Source organism: Amycolatopsis pretoriensis (assembly GCF_900107925.1).
GTDB classification, from domain to species: domain Bacteria; phylum Actinomycetota; class Actinomycetes; order Mycobacteriales; family Pseudonocardiaceae; genus Amycolatopsis; species Amycolatopsis pretoriensis.
Map to the genome: position 1 here is coordinate 16,325 of NZ_FNUJ01000001.1, position 23,797 is coordinate 40,121.

A 23,797-nucleotide genomic window follows, 5' to 3' on the forward strand; every position below is an offset into this window, starting at 1 on the left:
TCACACGGGTAGCGGTCCGGTTGGGCCGCGCGTGGCCGGTTATCCGAGGCGGGAGCGTGGAAAGGGAGGACCGTCATGACGGTGTTTTGGGGTCTGATCGGGTTGCTCGGCCTGCTGGGGTGCGTGGGGTTGCTGCGAAGCCGCACGGTGCCGACGGAGACCGACCCGCTGGCCCGCTACCCGGAGGCGCAGGAACCGGCGCGGCCGAACGCCGATGCCGCGCACACGCCGCTGATGACGCCGGTCGTGACGCCGGAGATGCTCGGGTCGGAGCAGCCGCTGAACCAGGTCCGGGCGCAGCGGCCGGTCGAGTCGCCGGCTCGGGGGCAGGAGGTGCGGGCTGCGCCTCAGCCTGCGGCCGAAGGTCAGCCTCAGGTTCGTGCCGAGCCGGTGCCTGATTCCGTGTCGCAGGGCCAGGTCCGGGGGCAGGGGGAAGTGCGGGCGGAAGCTCAGCCTGAGGTCCGTGCCGCCTCGCTGCCCGATTCCGCGCCGCAGAGCCAAACCCGGGCTGAAGGGGAGGTGCGGACGGAAACGCAGCCTCCGGTCCGTGCCGAGCAGCTGCCCGAATCTGCGCCGCAGAGCCAGCTCCGGGATCAGGGGGAGGTGCGGGCGGAAGCTCAGCGTGAGGTTCGTGCCGAGCGGCTGCCCGAATCTGCGCCGCAGAGCTGGCTCCGGGATCAGGGGGAGGTGCGGGCGGAGGCTCAGCGTGAGGTTCGTGCCGAGCGGCTGCCCGAATCTGCGCCGCAGAGCTGGCTCCGGGATCAGGGGGAGGTGCGGGCGGAGGCTCAGCCTGAGGTCCGTGCCGAGCCGCTGCGCGAATCCGCGCCGCAGAGCCAGATCCGGGCTGAAGGGGAGGTGCGGGCGGAAACCCAGCCTCCGGTCCGTGCCGAGCCGCTGCGCGAATCCGCGCCGCAGAGCCAGATCCGGGCTGAAGGGAAGGTGCGGGCGGAAACCCAGCCTCAGGTCCGTGCCGAGCCGCGACCCGAACCCGCGCCGCAGAGCCGGCTCCAGCCTCGAAGGGAGGCGCAGCCCGCCGCCGAAACCCAGCCTCGCACCGAGCCGCAGGCCGCACCCGAACTCCCGCGACAGCCCCTTCGTGCTCAGGCGCCCGTCGCCGCGCGATCGGCGGCCGCGCCGGCCCGTGGCGCCGAACCGCGGCCCGTCGAAGCCCCACCCGTCGAGCCGCGCCCGGAAGCCTCGGCGAGCGAGTCGGGAACCATCGCCGGCGAAATCCCCGCGCCGCGAACCCAGTCCGTCGAGGAAACCCCGACCGAGAAACCGCCGCCGGGCAAGACCACCGGCGGCCGCAAAGGCGTGCAGGGCCTCCTGCACCAAGCCAAGCGCATCCTCAACCGGCACTAGGGCAGCGGCGCCCGGTCCTCGGCCAAACCGGCGAGCAGGTCACCGTGCTCGTCGATGCGGTCGAGGACCTCCTCCGCCGTGAACGTCAAGTGGTTCACGTGCCGGCACGCGCGGACCTCGTCCCACGTCACCGGCGTCGACACCGTCGGATGATCGCGGCCGCGCAGTGAATACGGGGCGACCGTCGTCTTCGCCGGGTTGTTCTGGCTCCAGTCGATGAACACCCGGCCGCCGCGCTGCGCCTTGGCCATCACCGCGGTCACCTCGCCGGGCGTCTCCTTCGCGAGCTGCTGCGCGAGCCGCTTCGCGTACGCCGACGGCGCCGCCGGGTCGTCGGTCCGGATGCCGCAGTACAGCTGCATCCCCTTCGACCCCGACGTCTTCGCGAACGCGGTCAGGCCGTCGGCGGCCAGGACGTCGTGCAGGCGTTCGGCGACGCGTGCGCAGTCGACGACCGTCGTGCCCGGGCCGGGGTCGAGGTCGAACACCAGGCGGTCGGGCGGCCGGCGCGTCGCGTCCGGTTCGACCGTCCACTGGGGAACGTGCAGTTCGACGGCCGCCATGTTCGCCGACCAGACCAGCGCCGGGAGGTCGTCGAGGAGCGGGTAGTCGATCGTGTCGCCGCTGCCGCGCGAACCCGTGCTCGGCAGCCGGACCGTGCGCAACCACGGCGGCGCGCCGTTCGGGACGTTCTTCTCGAACCACTTCTCGCCGGCAACCCCGTTGGGGTAGCGGATGAACGTCACCGGGCGGCCGGCGAGGTGCGGCAGCAGGACCGGCGCGATCCGCGAGTAGTAGTTGATCACCTCGCCCTTGGTGAAGCCGTCCGCCGGGTACAACACTTTGTCCAAATTGGACAAGGTGAGCCGCCGGTTTCCGGCCTGCACGGTGATCCGCTGGCCGGCCGGTTCGGGAGGCGGGGGTGGAGCGGCGGCGGGTTCCGTCGCGCGCGGGGCGACGACGTCGGCCGGCTCCTTGTCGGCCCGCAGGCCGCGCCAGGCGGTGTGGCGGACGCGGCCGCCGCGCGTGAACTGGCGGTAGACGATCTCCCCGACCAGCCGCGGCTCGACCCAGCGCGCGCGGACGGTGTCTTCGCGCGGCGGTGTCGTCGCGAACGGGTGCGTGCGGCGTTCGAGCGGCTGCAGCTGCGCCATCAGGTCGGCGCGGGTGGCCTGGCTGAAGCCGGTGCCGACGTCACCGATGTAGACGAGGTCGCCGGTGCCGGGGTCGTGCGCGCCGAGCAGGAGGCCGCCGAGCGTGCCGGTGAAGCTGCGCTGGCCGGGGCGCCAGCCGCAGACTATGACCTCCTGAGTGCGGATCAGCGGGTGCTTCAGCCAGGAATCCGGCCGCTGCCCGGGAACGTAGGCGGAGCCGCGCAGCTTCGCGACCACACCCTCGTAGCCGGCCGACGCGGCGTGGGCCAGGAAGTCCGCCGGCGTGCGGCGGTCGGCGGCGAGCTCGTCGAAGGTGACCGCGCGGACCACCGAGACGCGGTACGGATCGGGCATCGGCAGGCCGGCCAGCAGGCCGCGGCGCTCGTCGTACGGCTCCTTCAGCAGGTCGCGGTCGCCGAGCCGCAGCAGGTCGAAGGCGAGGAACCGGACCGCGACGTCGTCGAACGGCCGTCCCTTCGGTCCGCTCTGGTGCCGGACCCAGCGGCCGCGGCGTTCCTGCATGAGCTCGAAGTCGATCCGGCCGTCTTCGCCGTAGACCACGACCTCGCCGTCGAGGTAGGCGGCCCGGCCGTCGAGCGCGGGGGCGAGCACCCCGGCGAGCTCGGCGAACTCGGCGGTGAAGTCGATGTTGTTGCGGCTGGTGAGGACGGTGGTGCCGTCCGGGGCGATCCGCATGGCGGCGCGGTAGCCGTCCAGTTTGTACTCGTACGCCCACTCGGCGCCGCTGCGCAGCCGGCCGCCGTCGGCCTTGGCCAGCATCGGCTCGACCCACGCGGGGACGCCGGGTGCGTCGTGACCAGCCATGCCGAACCTCCGTGTGTGCCTCCCGAAGGTAACCCGTTCGGCCTAGCCTCGCTGGGTTTGTGCAGGTGAAAGCTACCGGAACGCTTGTTCCCACTCCGGGGCGAGCGGTGTGGCCGCCCAGCACGCGGCGAGCATGTCATAGCCGCGGTGGACGAGTTCGGCGTGCGCCGGCCAGTGCCGGCGCGTCCAGGCGAGGTCGTTGTGGGCCGAGTCGACCGCCGCGCGCGTCGTGCCTTCGAGCTCGAACTGCAGGTCGCGGCGGAGTTCCATCGCCGACGGGCCGGCCGCGAGCAGGGCCAGCGCGGCGGCGCGGACGCGGGCTTCGGTCCAGCCGAACGTCGTGCGGTGGGCGTTCGGGGCGAGCAGGTACTGGGCGAGCACCGCGAGGGCGACGCCGATCAGCGTCTCCACCAGGCGGTCGCGGACGACGGGGCCGATCGAGCCGGCCGCCGCGGCGCCGCCGGCCAGCAGGGCGACCGGCGTGATGAAGACGACGGCGACCGCGTAGTTGCGCGGGACGAACAGTTCGATGCAGAACTGCAGCACCGCGACGGCGGCGACCAGCGCGATCCCGGTGGGAGCGAGCAGGGAGAGCGCGGCGAAGAGGCCCAGGCCGACGGCGGTTCCGGCGAAGCGCTGCAGGCCTCGCACGTTCGCGTGGAGGCGATCGGTGCCCTGCTGCAGGACGACGAGCGCGCTGAGGACCGCCCAGTGCGGGCGGTCCAGGCCCAGCGCCGCGCTGAGGGTTCCGGCGATCACGCAGGTGGCACCGACGCGCAGGGCGGTCACCGTGGCGTGGGAACGGAGGGACGCCGACCGTCGCAGCCGGTAACCGACGCTGGGGCGGGGCAGGGGCAGGGCCGCGGTTTCCTCGTCGGTCGCGGCGGTGAAGCGCCGGTGGGCGGCGATGAGCGTCGTGGCGAGTTCGGAGCCGGGGCCGTGGCCGGCGTCGTGGACGGCGTTCCAGGCGGCCGAGATGGCCGACGCGGCGGCGTGCCGGGTGGGCGTCCCGGTTTCGAGGAAGGTATCGACGGCTTTGACGGCCTTGCCGACGGCGGTGCGTTCGGGCTTGTGCCGGTCGGCGAGGGCGCCGGCCATGGACACGACGACGGAGGACGCGCCGCCGAGCGCGGTGCAGAGGAGCAGGGAGAGCGGCGCGGCGCCGGCTTCGGTGGCGATGAGCGCACCACCGCAGACGAGGGCGAAGAAGAGGGCGCCGGGCGGGCCGAGCCGCAGGGCATCGACGGCGTAGACGGCGAGGACGGCGACCGCGGTGACGACGATGACGACGCCGGCTTTGGTGCCGGCTTCGGTGCCGACGGCGGTCCCGAGCCCGGCGGCGAGCAGGAGAGTGGCGGCGGCGGTGAGGACCACACGGGCGCGGACGCGGTAGGGGCGGCCTTCGCCGTAGAGAACGGCGAAGGCGCCGAAGGTGACGAAGAGGGCTTCGGTGGGGTGTCCGGTGAGGACGACGATGGCGCCGGCGAGGAGGACGACAGTCGCGGCCCGCAGCCCGGCGCTCCACCGCCGGCCGGCAGCGGGGAGCGCGAAGAGCAAGGCCCGGGGGCGGGCGATGCGGGGAAGCGGATCCTCGGACGCACGGCTGACATTCCAGCACGCGGGGTGGGGAGGGATCGGGTGGACCGAGCGCTGGGGTGAGGTGCGTCGCTGCGCGGGTGGTGGGGGAGAGGTGGTTGCGAGCGGTGGCTCGGGTGGCGTGAGGTTGGCGGGCGGTGCGGGCCTCGGTGTGCGGGGTGCGGCGGGACCGAGGCGGCTGCAGCGGTGCGGAGGTGTCTAGGTGGCGTGAGTTTCGCGGCCGCTGCCGGCTTCGGCGCGCGATGCTGCGCGGGGGTGCCTCGTTCGTGGCGGGGTGGGGGGTGGCTTGGTTGGCGTGCGTTTGGCGGGTGCTGCGGGCTTCGGCGCGCGATGCCGCCGGGGTGGGCCGTGGCGGCGCGGGGGCTTCGTTCGCGGCGGGGTGGGTGCGGCGGCGGAGGGGAGGTCGCTGGAGTGGTGTGAGTTTGGCGGGCGCTGCAGGCTTCGGTGTGCGGGTGGCCGGTTGTGGTGGCGGGAGTGGCTTGGGTGGCGCGAGATTTGCGAGTGCTCAGGGCTCCGCGCGCGATGCCGCGGGGTGGGCGGTGGCGGCGCAAAGGTGCCTCGCTCGCCGCGAGGTAGGTGCGAGCGGAGGTGGCTCGGGTGGCGTGAGGTCGCCGGGCGCTGCGGGCCTCGGCGCGGAGGTGCGGCGGGGCCGGACCCGCTCAGGCCGGAAAGAAGTCCTCGACCGCCCGCCGTAGCGTCGCTCGGACCGTTTCCGCGTCGTCCAGCTCGCCGCCGTGCAACGCTCCGTCGCGCAGCAACACCAACACACGGGCCGCGTGGTTCGGCTCCGGGTGGCCCGCCTCCGCCGCGTCGGACCTCAACACCTCGAAGAACCACCTCCGGTGGTCCTCGATCACCCGGCGGACCTCACTCTCCGGGTCGGGGTACTCGGCCGCCGCGTTGAGGAACTGGCAGCCGCGGAAATCCTCTCCGCACGTTGCCTCTCCCACCACCGACAGCGCCGCCGCCAGCGCCTCGCGCGGGGGCTTGCCCGACCTCGCCGCGTCCACCGCCGCGCGGATCCGGCGGCTCGTCTCCGCCAGGTACGCCGCCACCAGGTCGTCCTTCGTGGGGTAGTGCCGGTAGAACGTCGCCCGCGTCACCGATGCCTCGGACACCAGGCGCTCCACCCCGACCGCGTGGATGCCCTCCGCGTAGAACAGCCGCGACGCGGTCGCCAGCAGCCGGTCCTTCGGGTGCACGTCGGCAGTCGTCATCCGGCCAGCATAGAGAAAGAACAGTCGTTCTGCCAGATTGGCTACGTCACATTGTCACGCTGCCCGCGAACGGCCAGAGTATGGAGACAGAAAGACCGATCGTTCTACCTAAGGAGCCAGCCATGAGCAAGCCCACCATCGTCCTGGTCCACGGCGCTTTCGCCGACTCGTCGAGCTGGACCGGCGTCGTCGCGAAGCTGCAGGAGCAGGGCTTCCCGGTCGTCGCGGTGGCGAACCCGCTGCGCGGCGTCGAATCCGACGCGGCGTACGTCGCGGACGTGGTCAAGGGCGTCGAAGGCCCCGTCGTCCTCGCCGGCCACTCCTACGGCGGCGCCCTGATCACCCGTTCCGCGACCGAGACGCCGAACGTCCGCGCCCTCGTCTACATCGCCGCGTTCCAGCCCGACGCGGGGGAGAGCGTCTTCGAGCTGTCCGGCCGCTACCCGGGCGCGAAGCTCGGCCCGGAGACCACGAACGTCCTGGTCCACAACGGCACGCCCGAACTGTCGATCAAGCCGGCGGACTTCTCCGAGGTCTTCGCGGCCGACGTCCCGGCGGAGACGGCCGCGATCCTGGCCGTCACCCAGCGCCCGGTGGCCCAGCAGGCCCTGGCCGCGCCGTTCGAGGGCACCCCGGCCTGGTCGAAGCTCCCGTCGTGGACGCTCATCGCCAACCGGGACAACGCCATCCCCGCCGCGGCGCAGGAGTTCATGGCCGAGCGCGCGTCCTCGACCGTCCGGCGGATCGACGCTTCGCACGCCGTCGCGGTGTCGCAGCCCGGTGTCGTCGCCGAGGTGATCGCGGCGGCCGCCGCCGAGTGACCCGCCGTGCGGACCGGGCGCCGCCCCGGTCCGCACGCTCAGGCCGCTTCGATCCCGTGCGAAGCCAGTTCGGCCCGCAGCGGCCCGAGGAACTCCGAGTCCACCACCCGCCGCACCTCGGCAATCTAACCGACCGGCGGGAGCCCCGCGCGTGCTTCGCCGTACTCGCGCACGATGTTCGCCACGATTTCGGCCGCGGGCAGCACGGCGTCGACCAGCCCGGCCGACTGGCCCGCCTCGACCTTGCCGTCCACGACGTCGCCGTGCAGGGCCGCGTCCTTCAACGTCGACGCCTCGAACGTCTTGTGCCGCAATGATTCTTCCGCACCCGTGGACTCCAGGGCCGCCATGCGTGAGGTGAAGTCGTTGGACAGCGCGCGGATCACGCCCAGGCCGTGGCCCACCGTGCGGGTGCCGTCCACATCGGACGCGACCACCGCCTCCTTGTACGCCGGGTGCACGGAAGCCTCGGCGCTGGCCAGGAACCGCGTGCCGAACTGGGCGGCGCCGGCGCCGAGCGCCAGGGTGGCCGCCAAGCCGAAACCGTCCGCGATCCCGCCGGACGCGATCACCGGCAGCGAAACCGCCCGCGTCACGGCGCGCACCAGCACCGTCGTCGTCACCATGGCCGGCGGTGGGTGTCCACCGGCTTCGGCGCCGACGACGACCAGGCCGTCGACGCCGGCCGAAGCGGCCTTGAGGGCGTGCGGAACCCCGGCCACCACGTGCAGGCAGCGCGTCCCGGCTTCGTGGAACCGGTCGAGGTACCTCCGCGGCCCGCCCTGCGACGCGATCAGCACCGGCGGCCGGTGCCGCAGCACCAGGTCCATCACCTCGTCGACACCGGCGCGGTACAGTGGCAAGTTGACCGCCCACGGCCGCGAAGTGCCCGCCGCCACCTCCGTCAGCACGCGGTCCAAATCGGACAGTCGCATCGGTCCCGCCGCCACCACGCCGAGCCCGCCCGCGTTCGACACGGCCAGGGGCAACGCCGAACACGAGGACGCCCACGACATCCCGGCCTGCACGATCGGCAGGTCGATCCCCAGCAGCCGGGTCACCGACGTCGGGATGCGGGTCATGCCCGCTCCAGCAGCGAACGCGCGTGGGACGCCAGCCGGTTCTTCTGGACCTTCGAACTCGCCGTCATCCCGATGCCCTCGAAGCCCTCGACGATCCGCAGGTGCCGAGGCACCTTGAACCCCGCCATCCGCTCGCGCGCCCACGTCAGCAGCTCGGCTTCGGTGACCTCGGGCGAAGTCACGACGACGAACGCGAACGGCACCTCGACCAGCCGCGCGTCCGGGACGCCGACGACGGCCGCCTGCCGGACCAGCGGGTGCCGGTGCAGCGTGTCCTCGATGTCCGCCGGGGCCACGTTCTCGCCGCCGACGCGGATGATGTCCTTGGTGCGCCCGGTGAAGTGCAGCCGTCCGCCCGCGTCCAGTAGGCCGACGTCCCCCGTGGACAGCCAGCCGTCCGCGTCGATCGTGTCGGCCGTCTTCGCCGGGTCGTCGAGGTAGCCCACCATCACGTTCCAGCCGCGCACCAGCACCGCACCCGGCTCGCCGGGGCCGCAGTCGCGGTCGCCGTCGAACGCGCGGATCCGCACCTCGACCCCCGGCTGGACGGCCATCGCCCCGGACGCGCGGATTTCCACGGGCTCCCACCACGCCGACTGCGCGACGTTCGGAGACGCCTCGGAAAGCCCATACCCCGCAACGCATTCGGCAGCGCCCAGCTCGTCGATCACCCGCCGGATCACGGTCGGCGACGCCGCCACCCACGCGCCGCGCAGCGACAGCCGGCGCTGGGCCAGAGAGGGATGGTTGAGCAGGAGGAGCGCGATGGTGTCGTTGCCGGAGAAGTGCGTGCAACGCTCGGTTTCCAGCAGCCGCAACGCTTCTTCGGGCTCGAACTTCGGCATCGTGACCAACGTCGTCGCGTGCTGGAGGGAGGCCAGCACCGACAGCGTGCTGCCGGCGACGTGGAAGAACGGCCGCGCCGAGTGGAACCGGTCGCCCGGTCGCAGGCCCATCCGCGCGCCGGAGAAGAACGCGTCCGCGCACATGCCGCGATGGGTGAGCAGGACACCCTTCGGCCGCGACGTCGTCCCTGAGGTGTATTGCACCAGCAGGATGTCGTCCGGTGCACCGACAGCGGGAGGCACCTCGGAAGAACCGGACAGGAACTCGTTCCACGAAGAAGCGAACGGAGGGACATCCTCGCCGAGCACGACGACCTTTTCGAGCGAAGGGATCGACGAGACGTCGAGTTCCCGCAGCATGGCCGCGAAATCCACGTTGAGCACCCGGGACGCGACGAACAGCGTCCGCACGCGGGCGTGGTCGAGGGTGTAGCGCACTTCGTCGGCGGTGAACCGGGTGTTGACCGGCACGGCGACCGCGCCCGCCGCCCCGATCGCCAGGAACAGCGCCACCCAGTCCGGCCCGTTGCCGAGGCAGAGGCCGACGCGGTCGCCGCGGCCGATCCCGGCGGCCGCGAGCCCGGCCCGGATCCGCGCGACGAGCGTCGCGAGCTCGCCGTAGGTGATCCGTTCGGTGGCCGTGACGACGGCTTCGACGTCCGGCGCGAGCAGGGCCGCGCGCGCCAGGACCTCGTGCGTGGTCAGCGGGCAGGCGGTGCGCAGGTCGGTCATCGCGGTTCTCCGTTCCCGGCGGTGAAGCGGGCGACGCCGTCGCGCCAGCCGCCGTCGGCGAGGCACTGTTCGATCGCCGCCAGCTCGATCCGGATCCCGCGGTCCAGGTCGGTTTCCGAGCCGAGGTCGACCGCGCGCTTGGTGAGCGCGATGGCCAGCGGGGGCGCCTTCGCGATGCTCGCGGCCGTCTCGTCGCCGGCCTCGGACAACGCCTCGGCCGGGACGACGCGCGTGACGACGCCCAGGTTGGCGGCCTCGGCGGCGTCGAGCGCGCGGTTGGTGAACAGCAGCTCCTTGGCCCGGCGCTTGCCGATGGCGCGCTGCAGGCGCTGGGTCGCGCCGACCGTACCCCAGTGCGGCTCCGGGAACCGGAACACGGTTCCCGAAGCGGCCAGCGCGAAGTCCGCGGCCAGCGTGATCTCACCGCCCGAGCCGACGACGGCGCCCTGCACCAGGGCGACGACCGGCACCGGGCACGCCTCGATGGCGGCGTACGCGGCGAAGGAGGCGAGACGTCGGCGTCGCACCCACGCGGCGTCCTTGCCGGTGCGCTCCTTGAGGTCGGCGCCCGCGCAGAACACCGGCCCGCGCCCGCTCAGCAGCACCACGCGGACGTCGTCGGGCAGGGACTCGAACGCCTCCCGCAGCTGGTGGCACATCGGCAGGTCGAGGGCGTTGCGGGCCTCGGGCCGGGCCAGTTCGACCCGGGCGATCCCACCTGCCACGGAGACGGACACGCGCTCGGTCACCGGATCACCCCTTCGGCACGCAGTTCTCCGATTTCGGCCGGAGAGATCCCCAGCTCCGCCAGGACGTCGTCGGTGTCGGCGCCGAGCAGCGGCGGCACGCCGGGCGCCGGGGCGTCCCCGGCAGTCTCGCGCAACGGCGTCCGCAATGCCGGGAACTTCCCCTCGACGGGGTGGGTGAACTGGCCGACGACCCCGCGCGCGACGGCGTGCGGGTCGGCCAGGGCCTCGCGCACCGACCGGACCGCCCCCGCCGGGACGTCGGCGGCGCGCAGCTCCTTCACGAGCGGGTCGCGGTCGTGCTGGGCGATGGCTCCGCGCAGGGCCTTCATGACGCGTGCGCGCTGCTCGACGCGGCCGGAATTGCCCCGCAACGCGGGATCCGCGGCCAGGTCGTCGAGCCCGAGGACCGTGCACAGTGGACCCCAGTGCTGGTCGCTGCCGCTGATGTGGAGCCATGCGCCGTCGCCGGCCTGGAACGCCGCCGACGGCACGCGCCCGGGGTGCTCGGTGCCGGTGCGCACCGGGTCCTCGCCGAGGGCGAAGAGCCGGGCCGCGTTGAGCGCGTGCAGGCTCAATTGGACGTCCATCATGGACACGTCGAGGTGCCGGCCCCGCCCCGAAGCCGCGCGCCCGGCCAGTCCGGACAGCACCGCGATGACCACCCAGAGCCCGGACGTCATGTCCGCCACGGGAATCCCGGTCTTGGCCGGCGGCCCGTCCGGCTCGCCGGTCATCGCCATCACGCCGGACAGCGCCTGGAAGACCGTGTCGTAGCCCTTGCGGTCGCGGTCCGGGCCGGTCTGGCCGAACCCGGTCGCGGACACGTACACCAGGTCCGGCCGCGCCAGGTCCGCGTAGCCGAGGCCCAGGCGGTCCATCGCGCCGGGCAGGAAGTTCTCGACGACGACGTCCGCACGGGACGCCAACCGTCGCGCCACCTCTTGGCCGCGCGGATCCTTGAGGTCCAGGGTCACCGACTTCTTGCCGCGGTTGAAGGCGAAGAAGTACGCGCTTTCGCCGTGTGGCAGGCGGGGTTCGAAGCCGCGGGTCTCGTCGCCGGAGCCGGGCCGTTCGACCTTGACGACGGTGGCGCCCAGCTCGGCCAGCACCTGCGTGGCCAGGGGAGCGGCCAGCACGCGGGAGAAGTCGAGCACGGTGATTCCGGTGAGCGGGCCGGTCATGCGCGGAACCCCCGCATCAGCGCGTTGACGTCCTGGCCGGCGCGCATCGCGGCGTCGGTCGGCAGGTCGGCAACGCGGTAGAGGAGGTCCTTCGCGGCGGCGATCGCGCGCGGCTCGACCTTGGCCCACCGCTCGGCGATCTCCAGGGCCGCGGGAAGGGTGTCGGCAGGCGCGACGACCCGGTTGACCAGGCCGTGTTCGAAGGCTTCGGCGGCGGTGAGCAGGCGTCCGGTGCTGACCAGCTCGAACGCCAGCTTGCGGCCGAGGTGCTGGACGAGCCCGGTCATCACCAGCGCGGGCACGATCGAGTGCTTCAGCTCGGGGTAGCCGAACTTGAGGTCCGTCCCGGCGACGACCATGTCCGCCCCGATCGCCAGGCCCGCGCCGCCGCCCACCGCCGCGCCGCGCACGGCGCTGACCACGGGGATCCGCAGCTGTCGCGCCTGGACCTGCAGTTTCGCGGTCAGCGCGGCCCGCTCGAGGACGGCGTCGGCGCGGCCGGGCGTCAGGTCGGCGAACTCACCGAGGTCCGCTCCCGCGCAGAAGCCGCGGCCGGCGCCGGTGAGCACCAGCGCGCGGACGTCGCGGTCGGCGTCGGCCGCGGTGAGCGCCTCGCTGAGCGCCCGGGTCAGTGCGGTGTCGAGGGCGTTGAGCTTGTCGGGCCGGTTCAGCGTCAGGACGCGGACGGGGCCGTGGTCCTCGGCGATGACGGTCACGGGGTCTCCTGGTTCGGGGTCGGGGTGAAACCGGCGCGGGCCACCATGCTGTGCAGCGGACGGCCGAGCGCGTCCTCGCAGGCCGCCGAGGCCTTGGCGAGCAGGTCGAGGTCGAGGCCGGTCTCGACGCCCATCGCGGTGAACAGGCTGACCAGGTCCTCGGTGCAGACGTTGCCGGTCAGCCCGGCGCCGTACCGGATCGCGCTCGGGTGACCCCCGACGCCGCCCATCGCGGTGTCGAAGTTGCGGCAGCCGGCGTCGAGGGCGGCGACGGCGTTGGCGACGCCGGTGCCGCGGGTGTTGTGGAAGTGCGCGACCACGGGCACCTGGGCGTCCAGCCGCTTGAAGAGCGCTTCGACCGAGGGCGGAGTCGCGACGCCGGTCGTGTCGCCCAGGGTGACGAGGCCGGCGCCGAGGTCGGCGAACCGCGCGACGTCCTCGGCGACGCGAGCGGGGTCGACCGCGCCCTCGAACGGGCAGCCGAACGCCACCGAGACGACCCCGACCAGCTTGAACCGGCCGCCGGCCAGCCGGACCATCTCCTCGACCCGCTCCCACTGCCCGGCTCTCGACGTCCGCAGGTTGCGTTCGGTGTGGGACTCGCTGGCCGAGACCAGCAGGCTCAGCTCGTCGGCGCCGTGGCCGGCGTCGAGGTCGGCCAGCGCCCGGTGCACGGCACGCGGGTTGGGGCAGGTCGCCTTGAGCCTGACGCCGGGACGACGGCTGACCTTCGCCAGGACCTCGGACGCGTCCGAGAAACCGGGAACGCGCTCCGGGTGGCTGTAGCTGGTCGCCTCGATCCGCCGGAACCCCGCGTCCGCGAAGGCGTCCAGCAGCGCGACCTTCGTCGCGGTCGGCACGAACTCCGGTTCGTGCTGCAGCCCGTCGCGGGCGAAGCACTCGCAGATCGTGACGGCGTCGGGCATCGGGCCACCTCCTGTTCGGTGGCTCCAGAACTACGCGGCTGTGTTGATAAAGTCAACAGTCGTCGGTGACGGGGTGGGCGCGCTCACGTTCCTCGACGGCCAGCGCCAGGTCGGCGAGCTTGTCCAGCGCCCCGCTCAGCGTCGCCGCCTCGGCCGGGGTCAACGCGGCCAGGAACTCGGCGTCGCGCTCGTTCGCCGCGGCGATCAGCCCCCGGTAGACGCGGGTGCCCTCGGGGGTCAGGGCGAGCTGCGACGTGCGGCCCGAGCCGGCCGTCCGGTCGACCAGCCCGCGTTCGGTCAGTCGGGTAACCACCCGGCTCATCTGCGCTTTGTCCAGGCCCGCACGGCGGGCGAGCCGGTTGAGAGTCAAGGTGGGGTCGGCGGCGATGAGCGAGATCGCCCGCCATTCGCCGAGGCTGACGTCGAACTCCCGCCGGTAGCGCAGCGCGGCGCTGCGCGACATCGCCGACGACGTGCGGGAGAGCCGGTAGGAGAGGAGTCCGGAGATGGGCACCAGGTCCCGGCCGTCCGCGCGTTCCGCCATGCCGGTCATCGTAGCCGCTGTGCATCAGGTGTTGACAAACACAACACCTGATGCCAACACTTCAGCCGCACGCCCCGCCTGACGAAGGAGTCGAGTAGCCGTGGCCGAACACCCCGCCGTCACCGGACGGCCTCCCGCGGTCGCCGGCCGCGCGTCCACCTACCGGACCATCGCGCTGCGGGTCATGCCGCTGCTGGTGGTCTGCTACGTCGTCAGCTTCATCGACCGGACGAACATCGGCATCGCGCAGCAGGGCCTCAAGCGCGACCTCGGCTTCGGCTCGGCGGTCTACGGGCTCGGCGTCACGCTGTTCTTCGTCGGGTTCATCCTGTTCGAGGTCCCCAGCAACGCCCTGCTGGCTCGGATCGGCGCCCGGAAGACGCTCGTCCGGATCATGGCGACCTGGGGTGTCGTCACGATCGCGACCCTGTTCGTGCAGGACGAGATCACGTTCTACGTCGCGCGGTTCCTGCTCGGCGTGGCCGAAGCGGGGTTCTTCCCGGGCGCGCTGTACCTGCTGTCCCGGTGGTTCCCGTCCGCGCGCCGGACGCGGATGACGGCGGTGTTCTTCATCGGTGTCCCGGTGTCGGGTGTGCTCGGCTCGCTCGTGTCGGGCTGGATCATGCACGCGCTCGGCGGCGTCGCGGGCCTGGCGGACTGGCAGTGGCTGTTCCTCATCGAGGGGATCCCGCCGATCCTGCTGGCGGTGTTGGTGGCGTTCTTCCTGGTCGACGAGCCGGAGCAGGCGAAGTGGCTGACGCCGGCGCAGAAGGCGTTGGTCCGGGCCGACCTGGAGGCCGAGCGGTCGTCGAAGCCGGCCGGACAGCACGGCGGCATGCTCTCGGCGTTGCGCGATCCGAAGGTCTGGATCCTCGGGTTGTGCGCGTGCGGCGCCTACACGCTGGCCAACGCCGTGTCGTACTGGACGCCGCGGATCATCGCCGAGGCCGGCGTCGGCGACGTGCTGAACCTGGGGTTCTTCTCGGCGATTCCGCCGTTGCTCGGCATCGTCGTGATGCTGCTGGTCGGCCGCCATTCGGACCGCACATTGGAACGCCGCTGGCACGCGGCGATCAGCTGGCTGGTGGCGGCGGCGGCGATGCTGGCACTGGCGTTCTCGGGCGGCAGCGTCCTGGTGGTGGTCGTCCTCCTGGCGGTGATGGCGGCGGCGCACTATTCGGGCCTGACGGTGTTCTATTCGATCCCGTCGATCTACCTGAGCGAAAGCGCGGCGGCGACGGGCATCGCGGTGGTGACGTCGATGGGCTCGTTCGCGGCGGCGGCTTCACCGTCGTTGCTGGGGTTCATCCAGTCGGCGACCGGCAGCCTGTCGCTGGGGCTGGTGATCAGCTCGGGGATCGTGCTGCTCGCCGTGGTGGTGCTGCTCGTCGGGGTGAAAGCGAAGGACCTCAAGGAAAAGCACGACTAGGCGCGGGATTCGAGCCACAGGCACTCGAACTGCCCGACGCAACAGCGCACGAAGTCGGGCTGATCCGCCCGGAAGGCGACGAGCTGCTGGGCGGAGCCGGCCGTGAAGGCGAGGAGGGCCACGGAGTCGTCGAAGATGGCCATGTTCACGGCGTCGGTGGCGAACGGCCAGTCCACCACGCGGATTTCGTGATGCAAGTGGCCGGCCGTTTCGCGGCGGAACTGCTCGGCCCAGTCCCGCATCTCGACATTGGGCGTACAGATGAGGCGCCTGACCGATCGGGGGCCAGGCCGGTCCGACCACGCCAGAACACCCTCGAAGTAGGCCGACGCGGCCCGGCTGGTCTCCTCGTCCGTGAACCCGAGGAAGTACGCCGGCGGTCGGCGCCGGAGGAAGGTCGTCATGATCCGGTGCCGGGCGCGGTCCACCTCCTCGAGCATGGTCCGGTAGAACTCGCCGCCGGACAGCGGGCGCAGGGCGGAAAGGCCCGGCGAGGCATCCGGAAGGGTCGTGTCGGAGTCGATCTCCCGGCTCGTCTGCAGCCAGCGTCGTTTCCACCGGGCCAGGTCGCCGTCGCAGGCGAGAACGAGCGCCTCGGTCTGCTCCCACGAAGGAAACCGATGGCCGTTGAGAATGGCCGAAACCGTGGCGTGACTGGCGTGCAGCGAAGTGGCCAGCTGCCGTTGTTTCGGGCGCCCCGCCTGCCGGTGGAGATCGCGGAGTGCGAGGGCGAACCGCTCGACGGGCAGATCCGGGTCCAGGCGACGTGGCTGTGCCGGCATGGTGTGGCCTCCGAAAACGGCGGGTCCGCCTTTGCCCGTCATTGTCCGCGAAGTCCCCGTAAATCCGCGCATGCCTGCGGAAGATCGTTGTAGTCCGGTCACTCCGCGGCATCGCCCGGACCTCTCCCCGGCAACCGAATGCGCCGCTATACCTCGAATGCGAAACCCTTCCCGGGGTTCACGCAGAGGAAAGGTCGTGGATGATGAGCGCGCGTGAAGGTACTTCCGGCCGAAACAGCTTGGGTGCCGTAGTCGAGATCGTTTCTGTCCTGGCGGGTGCGAGCGACACCGCCTTTGCCCCGTGGGTGGTGGTTGCTCTTGTCCTGGTCATCGCCGCAGCGGGGTTTCTTTGTCCAAACGGGACAGTTTCTCGGGGTTGCGCACCGCGTACAGGCCCGTGATGAGCCCGTCGTCGATGCGCAGGGCCAGAACCGTGTCCACCTCGCCGTCGCGGCGGAGGACCAGGGCCGGGTGGCCGTTGACCTGGGCCGCTGCCAGGGCGCCGGTCGCGAAGTTGCCCAGGCCCGCCGTGAGCAGGCGGGACACCGCCGGCGATCCGACCACCGGTTCGAGGACCGCCTGGACCACTCCGCCGCCGTCGCCGAGGAACACCACGTCCGGCGCGAGGACGTCCAGCAGTTCCCGAAGGTCGCCCGTTTCCACCGCGCGCCGGAACGCCTCCAATGCGTCGCGGGACGTTGCCGGTGACACGTCGCCGCGGGGGCGGCGGGCGGCGACGTGGGAGCGGGCGCGGTGGGCGATCTGGCGGACCGCTGCCGGGGTCTTGCCCACCGCCTCGGCGATCTCGGCGTAGCCCAGGTCGAACACCTCGCGCAGCACGAACACCGCGCGTTCGGCCGGGGTCAGCGTCTCCAGCACCAGCAGCATCGCCATCGAAACGCTGTCGGCCAGCTCGACGTCCTCGGCGACGTCCGGCGTGGTCAGCAGCGGCTCCGGCAGCCACGGCCCGACGTAGGACTCCTTGCGCCGGCCCAGGGTTCGCAGCCGCATCAGCGCCTGACGGGTGGTGATCCGGACCAGGTACGCGCGCTCGTCGCGGACTTCACCGAGGTCCACGCCCGCCCAGCGCAGCCACGTCTCCTGCAGGACGTCTTCGGCGTCGGCGGCCGAGCCCAGCATCTGGTAGGCGACGGTGAACAGCAGGTTGCGGTGGGCGAGGAACGCCTCGGTCGCGGGGTCGGCCATGGGTGACTCCTCGGTCGCCGTCGAGTTTCCCACCAGATGCCGGCCACGCCCCGGCTGTGACCGTGACGGTGGTCACTGTCACGGGACCGGGGTGGTCCGGCATCTCCTGGTCGACCGTTCCGCGACCACGAAGTGAGGAACCATGGAACCCCGGTTCACCTTGACCGACAACGAAATCGGCGCGAAGTTCGCCAAGCGCTTCGGCACCGCGAGCCTGGCGATCATCCAGTCGCCGCTGCCGAAGGTCACGCAAGAGCTCGTGTCGCTGCGCGTCAGCCAGATCAACGGCTGCGGCTGGTGCGTCGACATCCACACGAAGGAGCTGGCCGCCGCCGGGGAGTCCGCGGTCCGGATCAACCTGGTCGCGGCCTGGCGCGAAGCCACGGTCTACACCGAGACCGAGCGGGCCGCGCTGGCGCTGGCCGAGGAGGGCACCCGGGTCGCCGACGCCGCCCCGGGCGTCTCCGACGACACCTGGGAGAGCGTGCGCAAGCACTTCGACGACGACCGGACCGCCGCGCTGGTCGCGCTGGTGGCCCAGATGAACTCGGCCAACCGGCTCGCGGTGATCCTGCACCAGCGCGGTGGCTCCTACGAGCCCGGCATGTTCGGCTGACGCTTTCCGGCCCGGGATCACCCGATCCCGGGCCGGTTCGTGCTTCGCTGGGGGACATGGCGAAGACGCAGCGGTGGAACCGGTACTGGGACCGCAAGTCGGTGACCTACGACGCGGAGATGGGCGTCTGGGACCGCCGCCTCTTCGGCGACTCCCGGGAGTGGGCCTGCGGACAGGCGACCGGCGACGTCCTGGAAGTCGCCGTCGGCACCGGCCTCAACCTGCCCTGGTACCCGCCGGGAGTGACGCTCACCGGCCTCGACCTCAGCGCCGGGATGCTGGAAATCGCCCGCACCCGCGCTCGCGACCTGGGCCGCGAGGTGACGTTCCGGGAGGGCAGCGCGCACGAACTGCCGTTCGCGGACGCGTCGTTCGACACGGTCGTGTGCACGTTCGGGCTCTGCGCGATCCCGGACCCCGCGGCGGCGGTGGCGCAGATGCAGCGCGTCCTGCGCCCGGACGGCCGGCTGATCCTGGTCGACCACGTGGCCGGCTCACCGGTCGTCGTCCGCGCGGCGCAGTGGCTGGTGGAGCTGGCGAGCGTCCCGCTGGCGGGCGAGCACTTCCGGCGCCGGCCGCTGAAGCTGGTGGAGGCGCTCGGGATGCCGATCGAGCGGCGGGAGCGGTTCAAGCTGGGCCTGGTCGAGCGGCTGGTGGCGCGGAAAGTCAGCTGAACAACGTCGCCAACGGGCTCTTCTCGAGGTCGGCCAGCAGCGCGGCGACGTCGTCGTACGTCGCGATCGCGCCGGCTTCTTCGAGTTCCGCCGCGCTGACCCCGCCCGACAGCACGCCGATCGTGCGCACGCCGGCCTTCGTCGCGGCCCGCACGTCCCAGACCGCGTCGCCGACGAAGATCGTGTCCTCCGGTGCCGTGCCCGCCTTCTCCAGGGCCACCTTCACCGGTTCCGGGTCGGGTTTCGTCGCTTCGACGTCCGAGCCCGCGACGATGTCCTTGACCACGTCGTCCACGCCGAGGGCCTTGCGCAGCACGTCCAGCTCGTCGGGACCCGCCGACGTCGCCAGGACCACGCGCACGTCCTTCGCGGCGAGCGCCCGCACCAGTTCCGGGGCCTGGTCGAACGGCCGCAGCAGCTCGGCCGTCTCGAGGTAGAAGCGGCTGTGGAGTTCCTTGGCCTCGTCGCCGACGCGCTCGGCGTCCTCGTCACCCAGCAGGGTGCTCAGCAGCTTGCCCGATCCCTTGCCGATCGCGCGGTGCACGCGCCAGGAGTCGACCTTCCGGTCCAGCTCGTGGAAGGCCCGCCGCCAGGCGTGGACGTGGAGGTAGTTGGAGTCGACGAGCGTGCCGTCGACGTCGAACAGGACCGCGGTGGCGATGGTGGGCTCCTCGGGTTTCGGCGGGCTCCGGGCGGGTATCGCCGAGCGGGTACCCGACGCGAAAGGACCTACACATGACGACGCCGGACGACCGCGACGCCGCGACCGAGCTGGACCGCGAGCTCGCTGACACCGCCGAGCTCGAGCCGGGCGAGCAGCGCGAGGCGGCCGAGCGCGAAGCGACCGAAGACCGTTGACCGGTCTGGTGGCGGCCGGCTTCCGCGGGCTCGCTGCCGTGCGCCGCGCCCGCGCGTTCCACCCCACCGGGCTGGCGCTGCGCGGCGAGCTGCGTGCCGTCGACGACGACCTGCCGTGGCCGTCCGCACCGACGGCGATCGTCGCGCGGCTGTCCAAGGGCGCGGGCACGCCGGGGCGGCTGCCGGACGCCCTCGGCCTGGCGGTGCGGATCCCCGGCGCGGGCCGCGATGGCGAGCCGTGGGACCTCACCCTGACGACGGCGGGCAGTGGGCACCTCGGCCGGATGCTGCCTCGCCCGGTGGCGACGTGGACCGGCGGCGCGTACAGCAGCCTGGTGCCCTACCGCCGCGCGGATCGGCTGATCTGGCTGGGGGCGTGGGCAACGGCGGACTCGCCGCGGCTCGAAGCGTCACTGGAAGCCGTCGCGGCGGCGGGTGGCCTGGGGTTCGTGCTCCGGACCGGTCGGGAGGACGGGCGCTGGTGCGACAGTGCGGAGCTGAGGTTGTCGGAAGCCGGAGGGGACGCGCCGGCGTTCGATCCGGTGCTGCACCGTCCCGATGGCGTCGACGTGGCGCCGGAATGGCTGGCCGGGTTGCGGGAACGGGCTTACGCGGGCAGCCGGGCCGGGCGGTCGTGACGACCGCCCGGCCCGTGCGGCTCACCGCGAGTCGGCGATCGGGCTGCGCGTCGCGCCCAGGGGGATCAGGCCGAGCGCGATCATGCCGACGCCCAGGCCGAAGTGCAGCCAGTTGTCGGCCGTGTTGACCGGGACGAAGTTGGCCGCGCTGTCCTGGTCGATCACCAGGCCGTAGAGCCACAGCACCAGGTAGATCACGCCGCCGCCGACGAGGTACGCCTTGGCGCCGCCGGGAGTCCGCGCCAGCGCGAGGCCCGCGACGCCGAACGCCAGGTGCACGATGTTGTGCAGGATCGAGACGTTGAAGATCCCGAGCAAAAGCGCCCCGGAGTGGTGCCCGGCACCGGTGAGCATGTCGTAGTTCGTCGTCACGCCGGGGATGAATCCCAGCACGCCGACCAGCAGGAAAACCACTCCCACGATCGCCGCGAGCAGCTGGCGCGGGGTCCGCCGGACGGCGGTCTCCGTCGATGCCATGGTGGTTCCTCCGATTCGGATGGGACGGGCCCTCGGCCGGGGGCCGCGCCGGGGCGGCATGCCCGGCGCGGGGCCTGGCAAACGCGTGGTACCGCTTCGGCCGCCGGGGGTGCCCCGGTTTCGCCCGATCGGACGAAGCGGACCGCCGGCCGTGGCGTCGCGAATGACTCATTCGGGGCTTCGGAGGTCCCCAATGGGTCATTCGCGACCTCGGTCGCGGCAGCGCCTCAGCGGGCCCGCGGGTACGTCCGGCGCTCGCCGATCCGGCCGTCCTTCGTGTGGATGAAGTGGGCCGTGCCGCGCTTGATCGCCAGTTTCCGGCCCGCCGTCACCGCGTCCGACTTCTTCTCCGCGCTGCCCGACGCCCGCGCGTTGCCGACCACCTTGTTCTTCCAGACTTCCCCGTCGTGGAACGTCTCGATGTCGCCCTCCGCCGGTGCGAGCGACGACGACGCCGTCGTGTGAGTGCTGTAGAGCGCGGGGTCCGGCTTCGGCGCGGTTCCCGGGCCGCCCAGCGGTTCCGGGTCGATCAGATACTCGAGGTCTGTGGTCACCGCAGCACCGTCCGGGCCGTCGGAGAGGTGCCAGATCGTCCGGTTGTGGGTCTGGTCCTCTTCGTCGAACAGCGCGGTCGGCGCGATCGGGCCTTCGAGCCCGTCGGCTTCCAGCTCTTCGATCGCGGCCAGCCACTGCTTCTGGTGGACGGTGTCGCGAGCGAGGTTGAACTTGAGCATCGCCTTGACGCCGGGGTCGTCGGTCATGTTGTACAGCCGCGCGGTCTGGAGGCGGCCTTGGGCTTCGGCGGCGGCGTTGGCGCGGAAGTCGGCGAGCAGGCTGCCGGAGGCGACGATGTACTCGCCGTTCCACGGGATGCCGTTGCTGTCGGCCGGCAGCGCCCCGCCACCGGCGACGATGGCCTGCTGCGGATCCATCCCGCCGAGCACCGCAGCCATCACCGGGTCCTTCACGGCTTCCGCGGTCGCCGTCGCGGGAGCGCCCTCCAACAGGCGAGCGACCATGGTGGCGAGCATCTCGACGTGCCCGATCTCCTCGGTCGCGGTGTCCATGATCAGGTCCTTGTACTTGCCCTCGATGCGGCAGTTCCAGCCCTGGAACAGGTACTGCATCGTGACGGTCATTTCGCCGTAGGCGCCACCGATCAGTTCCTGCAGCTTGTGGGCGTACACGGGATCGGGCTTCTCGGGTTTGGCTTCGAACTGCAGCAGTTTCGTGTGACGGAACAAGGTCGTCTCCCTTCCGAACCGCGCGAGTTCCCCCGTTCGCCGCGATCAACCGCCGAAACCGGCCGTTTGAGCGCTCCGGGACCGGATATCCGGTTCTGTACTCACCAGGAGGAGGTCCCCGGTGCTCGTCCGGCACAATTCCGTGTGGCTGGTTTCCCCGGCGCGCTCGGCCGTCACCGCATCCGTTCTCGGCGTCCTCGACCGGACCACCTATCCGCGGCTGCGCGACAGCCTGCTCGAGCTCGTCGCCGACTCCCAGGACACCGTGCTCGTCGACGTCGAGCGCCTCGCCCTGCGCGACCCGGAGCTGCTGCGGGTGTTCGCGCTGGTCGCGTTGCGCGTCGGCGACTGGCCCGCCGTCCCCTTCGCTCTCGTGACCGCGCGGGCCGAGCAGCGGGCGGTGCTGGCCGGCCAGCGCGTGCCCGTCTACGCCGACGTCGCCGCGGCCCGAGCCGCGCTGAGCCGCCCCGCGCGGAAACGGGCCCGGCGGGTCCTGGTCCGGTCCTCCCGCACGTCCGCGTGCGCCCGCGAGTTCGTCCGGGGCACGTGCGCCGAGTGGCGGGTGCCCGAACTGGCCGAGGACGCCGAGCTGATCGCGACCGAACTCGTCGAAAACGCGTTGCGGCACACGGATTCGGTGCCCCGGCTGCGGTTGGAGCTGCGTCGCGGGCGGCTGGCCGTCGAGGTGGCCGACGGAAGCTCGCGCCCCGCCGTCGTCCGCGAAGGGCTGGACCTCACCGAGACGGGACTAGGCCTGCGGATGGTCGCCAAGGTCGCGACGACGTGGGGGAGCAGCCGGCGCCGCTCCGGCGGCAAGACGGTGTGGGCCGTGCTGGCCCGTCGCTGAGGCCCGCGTCACGTCGGGGAACACCGCCGTTTCCCCTGCGTTGTAACGAGTACCGGCTCCCGCTCGCAGGTAACCCCCAGCCTTCGCCGGGCGGGGCCGGCCTTCCGTCTACTGTGGACGTTTCACCCGCGGCCGGAAGTCGCGCTCGGTCTCGACGTCCCCCTCGGGCGTGTGGACCACGTGCCCGACCCGCCGCTTCTTCGCGATCAGCCGGCCCGCCAGCACCGCGTCGGTCCGGCGGGGCGAGGTGTTGGACGCCCGGCTGCCGCCTTCGACGCGGTTCTTCCACAGCCCGTCCTCGAAGTAGGTGTGCACGTCACCTTCGGCCACGACGTCCGCCTCCGTCCGCAATCCGCCAGACCTGCCGGGTGCCCGGGGACGGACCGGACAAACGTTCAGCCCAGGCCGAGTACCCGGACGGCGTTCTCCTTCAGGATCAGCGGGCGCACCTCGTCCTTCAGATCGAGGGCGGCGAAGTCGGCGAGCCAGCGGTCCGGGGTGATGACCGGGAAGTCCGAGCCGAACAGCACCTTGCGCTTCAGCAGCGAGTTGGCCGCGCGGACCAGCTGGGGCGGGAAGTACTTCGGCGACCAGCCGGAGAGGTCGATGTACACGTTAGCCTTGTGCGTCGCGACCGAGATCGCCTCGTCCTGCCACGGCACCGACGGGTGGGCCAGGATGATCGTCAGCTCCGGGAAGTCGGCGGCGACGTCGTCGAGCAGCATCGGGTTCGAGTAGCGCAGCTTGATGCCGTGCCCGCCCGGCAGGCCCGCGCCGATCCCGGTCTGCCCGGTGTGGAACAGCGCCGGCACCCCCAGTTCGGCGATCGCCTCGTACAGCGGGTAGTAGCGCACATCATGAGGCTCGAACGCCTGCAGGCTCGGGTGGAACTTGAAGCCCCGGACGCCGTGCTCGGTGACCAGGCGCCGCGCGCGGTGCACGGCGGCCTTCCCGGCGTGCGGGTCGACGGAGCCGAACGGGATGAGCACGTCGGCGTGCTCGGCCGCCGCGTCGGCGATCTCCTCGCTCGACAGCGCGGGGTGCCCGGTCGCGGCCGGCGCCTCGACCGTGAAGACGACGGCCGCCATGTTCCGCGCGCGGTAGTGCTCGGCGATCGAGGCCACCGTCGGCGTGCGGTCCTGGTCGGCGCGGAAGTACTTCGCCGAGGCGTCCAGCAGCTCCTGGTCGAGGGCGAAGCAGCCGTGCCCGTCCTGTTCGACGTGGGTGTGGACGTCGATGGCGGTCAGTGCGGAAAGGTCCACGGGAATCTCCGGTG

At 72.2% G+C, this 23,797-nt stretch carries 25 protein-coding genes and 1 pseudogene; 8 read left to right on the top strand and 18 right to left on the bottom strand.

Annotation, left to right across the window (positions count from 1 at the left end; translation table 11 throughout):
* Positions 1 to 75 precede the first annotated feature (75 nt).
* On the top strand, positions 76 to 1,362 hold the full coding sequence (locus BLV96_RS00085) for a hypothetical protein (RefSeq protein ID WP_158104230.1): 1,287 nt from the start codon (positions 76 to 78) through the stop codon (positions 1,360 to 1,362).
* On the opposite strand, the gene ligD is transcribed toward BLV96_RS00085, so the two are convergent.
* From ligD to BLV96_RS00100, 3 genes are all read right to left on the bottom strand, one after another.
* Positions 1,359 to 3,341 (bottom strand): DNA ligase D, encoded by a 1,983-nt coding sequence (gene ligD, locus BLV96_RS00090; RefSeq protein ID WP_086683497.1) that lies wholly within the window; start codon positions 3,339 to 3,341, stop codon positions 1,359 to 1,361. The genes BLV96_RS00085 and ligD overlap by 4 nt on opposite strands.
* Before the next feature lie 72 nt (positions 3,342 to 3,413).
* Positions 3,414 to 4,898, bottom strand: a complete 1,485-nt coding sequence (locus tag BLV96_RS00095; protein WP_208608091.1) for an FUSC family protein — start codon at positions 4,896 to 4,898, stop codon at positions 3,414 to 3,416.
* Positions 4,899 to 5,596: 698 nt separating this feature from the next.
* On the bottom strand, positions 5,597 to 6,154 hold the full coding sequence (locus BLV96_RS00100; protein ID WP_091388629.1) for a TetR/AcrR family transcriptional regulator: 558 nt from the start codon (positions 6,152 to 6,154) through the stop codon (positions 5,597 to 5,599).
* A 122-nt stretch (positions 6,155 to 6,276) separates the two neighbouring features.
* Here BLV96_RS00100 and BLV96_RS00105 point away from each other — a divergent pair, with 122 nt between their 5' ends.
* Positions 6,277 to 6,975 carry an alpha/beta fold hydrolase gene (locus BLV96_RS00105; protein ID WP_086675315.1) on the top strand — a complete coding sequence of 233 codons (699 nt, stop codon included), beginning with the start codon at positions 6,277 to 6,279 and terminating at the stop codon, positions 6,973 to 6,975.
* Between the two features lie 125 nt (positions 6,976 to 7,100).
* Here BLV96_RS00105 and BLV96_RS00110 read toward each other — a convergent pair whose 3' ends face one another.
* The 7 genes from BLV96_RS00110 to BLV96_RS00140 are packed head-to-tail and all read right to left on the bottom strand — an operon-like array spanning position 7,101 to position 13,750.
* On the bottom strand, positions 7,101 to 8,057 hold the full coding sequence (locus BLV96_RS00110; protein ID WP_086675316.1) for an NAD(P)H-dependent flavin oxidoreductase: 957 nt from the start codon (positions 8,055 to 8,057) through the stop codon (positions 7,101 to 7,103).
* Entirely contained in the window at positions 8,054 to 9,634 is a 1,581-nt protein-coding gene (locus BLV96_RS00115; RefSeq protein WP_086675317.1) for an AMP-binding protein, read from the bottom strand. The genes BLV96_RS00110 and BLV96_RS00115 overlap by 4 nt, the downstream gene beginning before the upstream one ends.
* Positions 9,631 to 10,383: an enoyl-CoA hydratase/isomerase family protein gene (locus BLV96_RS00120; RefSeq protein ID WP_086675318.1), complete on the bottom strand. Its 753-nt coding sequence runs from the start codon at positions 10,381 to 10,383 to the stop codon at positions 9,631 to 9,633. Before BLV96_RS00120 ends, BLV96_RS00115 begins: the two co-directional genes overlap by 4 nt.
* Complete coding sequence (locus BLV96_RS00125; RefSeq protein ID WP_086675319.1) at positions 10,380 to 11,564, bottom strand: CaiB/BaiF CoA transferase family protein; 1,185 nt, start codon at positions 11,562 to 11,564, stop codon at positions 10,380 to 10,382. The genes BLV96_RS00120 and BLV96_RS00125 overlap by 4 nt, the downstream gene beginning before the upstream one ends.
* Complete coding sequence (locus BLV96_RS00130) at positions 11,561 to 12,280, bottom strand: enoyl-CoA hydratase/isomerase family protein (protein WP_086675320.1); 720 nt, start codon at positions 12,278 to 12,280, stop codon at positions 11,561 to 11,563. Before BLV96_RS00130 ends, BLV96_RS00125 begins: the two co-directional genes overlap by 4 nt.
* Positions 12,277 to 13,206, bottom strand: coding sequence for a hydroxymethylglutaryl-CoA lyase (locus tag BLV96_RS00135; protein ID WP_086675321.1), 930 nt, complete (start codon positions 13,204 to 13,206; stop codon positions 12,277 to 12,279). Before BLV96_RS00135 ends, BLV96_RS00130 begins: the two co-directional genes overlap by 4 nt.
* A 52-nt stretch (positions 13,207 to 13,258) precedes the next feature.
* Positions 13,259 to 13,750 carry a MarR family winged helix-turn-helix transcriptional regulator gene (locus tag BLV96_RS00140; protein ID WP_086675327.1) on the bottom strand — a complete coding sequence of 164 codons (492 nt, stop codon included), beginning with the start codon at positions 13,748 to 13,750 and terminating at the stop codon, positions 13,259 to 13,261.
* 100 nt (positions 13,751 to 13,850) lie between these two features.
* Between BLV96_RS00140 and BLV96_RS00145 the strand changes: the two genes are divergently transcribed.
* Positions 13,851 to 15,179, top strand: a complete 1,329-nt coding sequence (locus BLV96_RS00145) for an MFS transporter (RefSeq protein WP_244179976.1) — start codon at positions 13,851 to 13,853, stop codon at positions 15,177 to 15,179.
* Here BLV96_RS00145 and BLV96_RS00150 read toward each other — a convergent pair.
* Together BLV96_RS00150 and BLV96_RS00155 are read right to left on the bottom strand one after the other, a co-directional pair.
* Positions 15,176 to 16,063, bottom strand: a complete 888-nt coding sequence (locus tag BLV96_RS00150; RefSeq protein ID WP_143050895.1) for a helix-turn-helix domain-containing protein — start codon at positions 16,061 to 16,063, stop codon at positions 15,176 to 15,178. The genes BLV96_RS00145 and BLV96_RS00150 overlap by 4 nt on opposite strands.
* A 225-nt stretch (positions 16,064 to 16,288) precedes the next feature.
* Positions 16,289 to 17,167 carry an RNA polymerase sigma-70 factor gene (locus BLV96_RS00155; RefSeq protein ID WP_086675323.1) on the bottom strand — a complete coding sequence of 293 codons (879 nt, stop codon included), beginning with the start codon at positions 17,165 to 17,167 and terminating at the stop codon, positions 16,289 to 16,291.
* Positions 17,168 to 17,309: 142 nt separating this feature from the next.
* Between BLV96_RS00155 and BLV96_RS00160 the strand changes: the two genes are divergently transcribed.
* Both BLV96_RS00160 and BLV96_RS00165 read left to right on the top strand, forming a co-directional pair.
* Positions 17,310 to 17,783 (top strand): carboxymuconolactone decarboxylase family protein, encoded by a 474-nt coding sequence (locus BLV96_RS00160; protein ID WP_086675324.1) that lies wholly within the window; start codon positions 17,310 to 17,312, stop codon positions 17,781 to 17,783.
* Positions 17,784 to 17,839: 56 nt separating this feature from the next.
* Positions 17,840 to 18,457 (top strand): class I SAM-dependent methyltransferase, encoded by a 618-nt coding sequence (locus BLV96_RS00165; protein WP_086675325.1) that lies wholly within the window; start codon positions 17,840 to 17,842, stop codon positions 18,455 to 18,457.
* Here the strand turns inward: BLV96_RS00165 and BLV96_RS00170 are convergent.
* The gene (locus tag BLV96_RS00170) at positions 18,450 to 19,157 is read right to left on the bottom strand and encodes an HAD family hydrolase (protein WP_086675326.1); all 708 of its coding nucleotides are present in this window, start codon (positions 19,155 to 19,157) and stop codon (positions 18,450 to 18,452) included. The two genes, BLV96_RS00165 and BLV96_RS00170, sit on opposite strands and share 8 nt — an antisense overlap.
* Positions 19,158 to 19,192: 35 nt before the next feature.
* Between BLV96_RS00170 and BLV96_RS51145 the strand changes: the two genes are divergently transcribed.
* Together BLV96_RS51145 and BLV96_RS00175 are read left to right on the top strand one after the other, a co-directional pair.
* Positions 19,193 to 19,315 (top strand): hypothetical protein, encoded by a 123-nt coding sequence (locus tag BLV96_RS51145; protein WP_279627525.1) that lies wholly within the window; start codon positions 19,193 to 19,195, stop codon positions 19,313 to 19,315.
* A complete protein-coding gene (locus BLV96_RS00175; protein ID WP_086680551.1) occupies positions 19,312 to 19,953 on the top strand; it encodes a hypothetical protein in 642 nt (213 codons plus the stop codon). The genes BLV96_RS51145 and BLV96_RS00175 overlap by 4 nt, the downstream gene beginning before the upstream one ends.
* Positions 19,954 to 19,974: 21 nt before the next feature.
* On the opposite strand, the gene BLV96_RS00180 is transcribed toward BLV96_RS00175, so the two are convergent.
* The 3 genes and pseudogenes from BLV96_RS00180 to BLV96_RS00185 form a co-directional block, all read right to left on the bottom strand.
* Positions 19,975 to 20,430 (bottom strand): DUF4383 domain-containing protein, encoded by a 456-nt coding sequence (locus BLV96_RS00180; protein ID WP_086680553.1) that lies wholly within the window; start codon positions 20,428 to 20,430, stop codon positions 19,975 to 19,977.
* A gap of 227 nt (positions 20,431 to 20,657) precedes the next feature.
* The gene (locus BLV96_RS50440) at positions 20,658 to 20,852 is read right to left on the bottom strand and encodes a DUF2188 domain-containing protein (protein WP_279627523.1); all 195 of its coding nucleotides are present in this window, start codon (positions 20,850 to 20,852) and stop codon (positions 20,658 to 20,660) included.
* Positions 20,853 to 21,674: pseudogene (locus BLV96_RS00185) on the bottom strand (manganese catalase); the annotation flags it as partial.
* 121 nt (positions 21,675 to 21,795) lie between these two features.
* Between BLV96_RS00185 and BLV96_RS00190 the strand changes: the two are divergent.
* Positions 21,796 to 22,521, top strand: a complete 726-nt coding sequence (locus BLV96_RS00190; RefSeq protein ID WP_086680557.1) for an ATP-binding protein — start codon at positions 21,796 to 21,798, stop codon at positions 22,519 to 22,521.
* 108 nt (positions 22,522 to 22,629) lie between these two features.
* Here BLV96_RS00190 and BLV96_RS00195 read toward each other — a convergent pair whose 3' ends face one another.
* Together BLV96_RS00195 and couO are read right to left on the bottom strand one after the other, a co-directional pair.
* Complete coding sequence (locus BLV96_RS00195; protein ID WP_086680578.1) at positions 22,630 to 22,851, bottom strand: DUF2188 domain-containing protein; 222 nt, start codon at positions 22,849 to 22,851, stop codon at positions 22,630 to 22,632.
* Between the two features lie 65 nt (positions 22,852 to 22,916).
* Complete coding sequence (couO, locus tag BLV96_RS00200) at positions 22,917 to 23,783, bottom strand: 4-hydroxyphenyl-beta-ketoacyl-CoA hydrolase (protein ID WP_086680559.1); 867 nt, start codon at positions 23,781 to 23,783, stop codon at positions 22,917 to 22,919.
* Between the last annotated feature and the right edge of the window lie 14 nt (positions 23,784 to 23,797).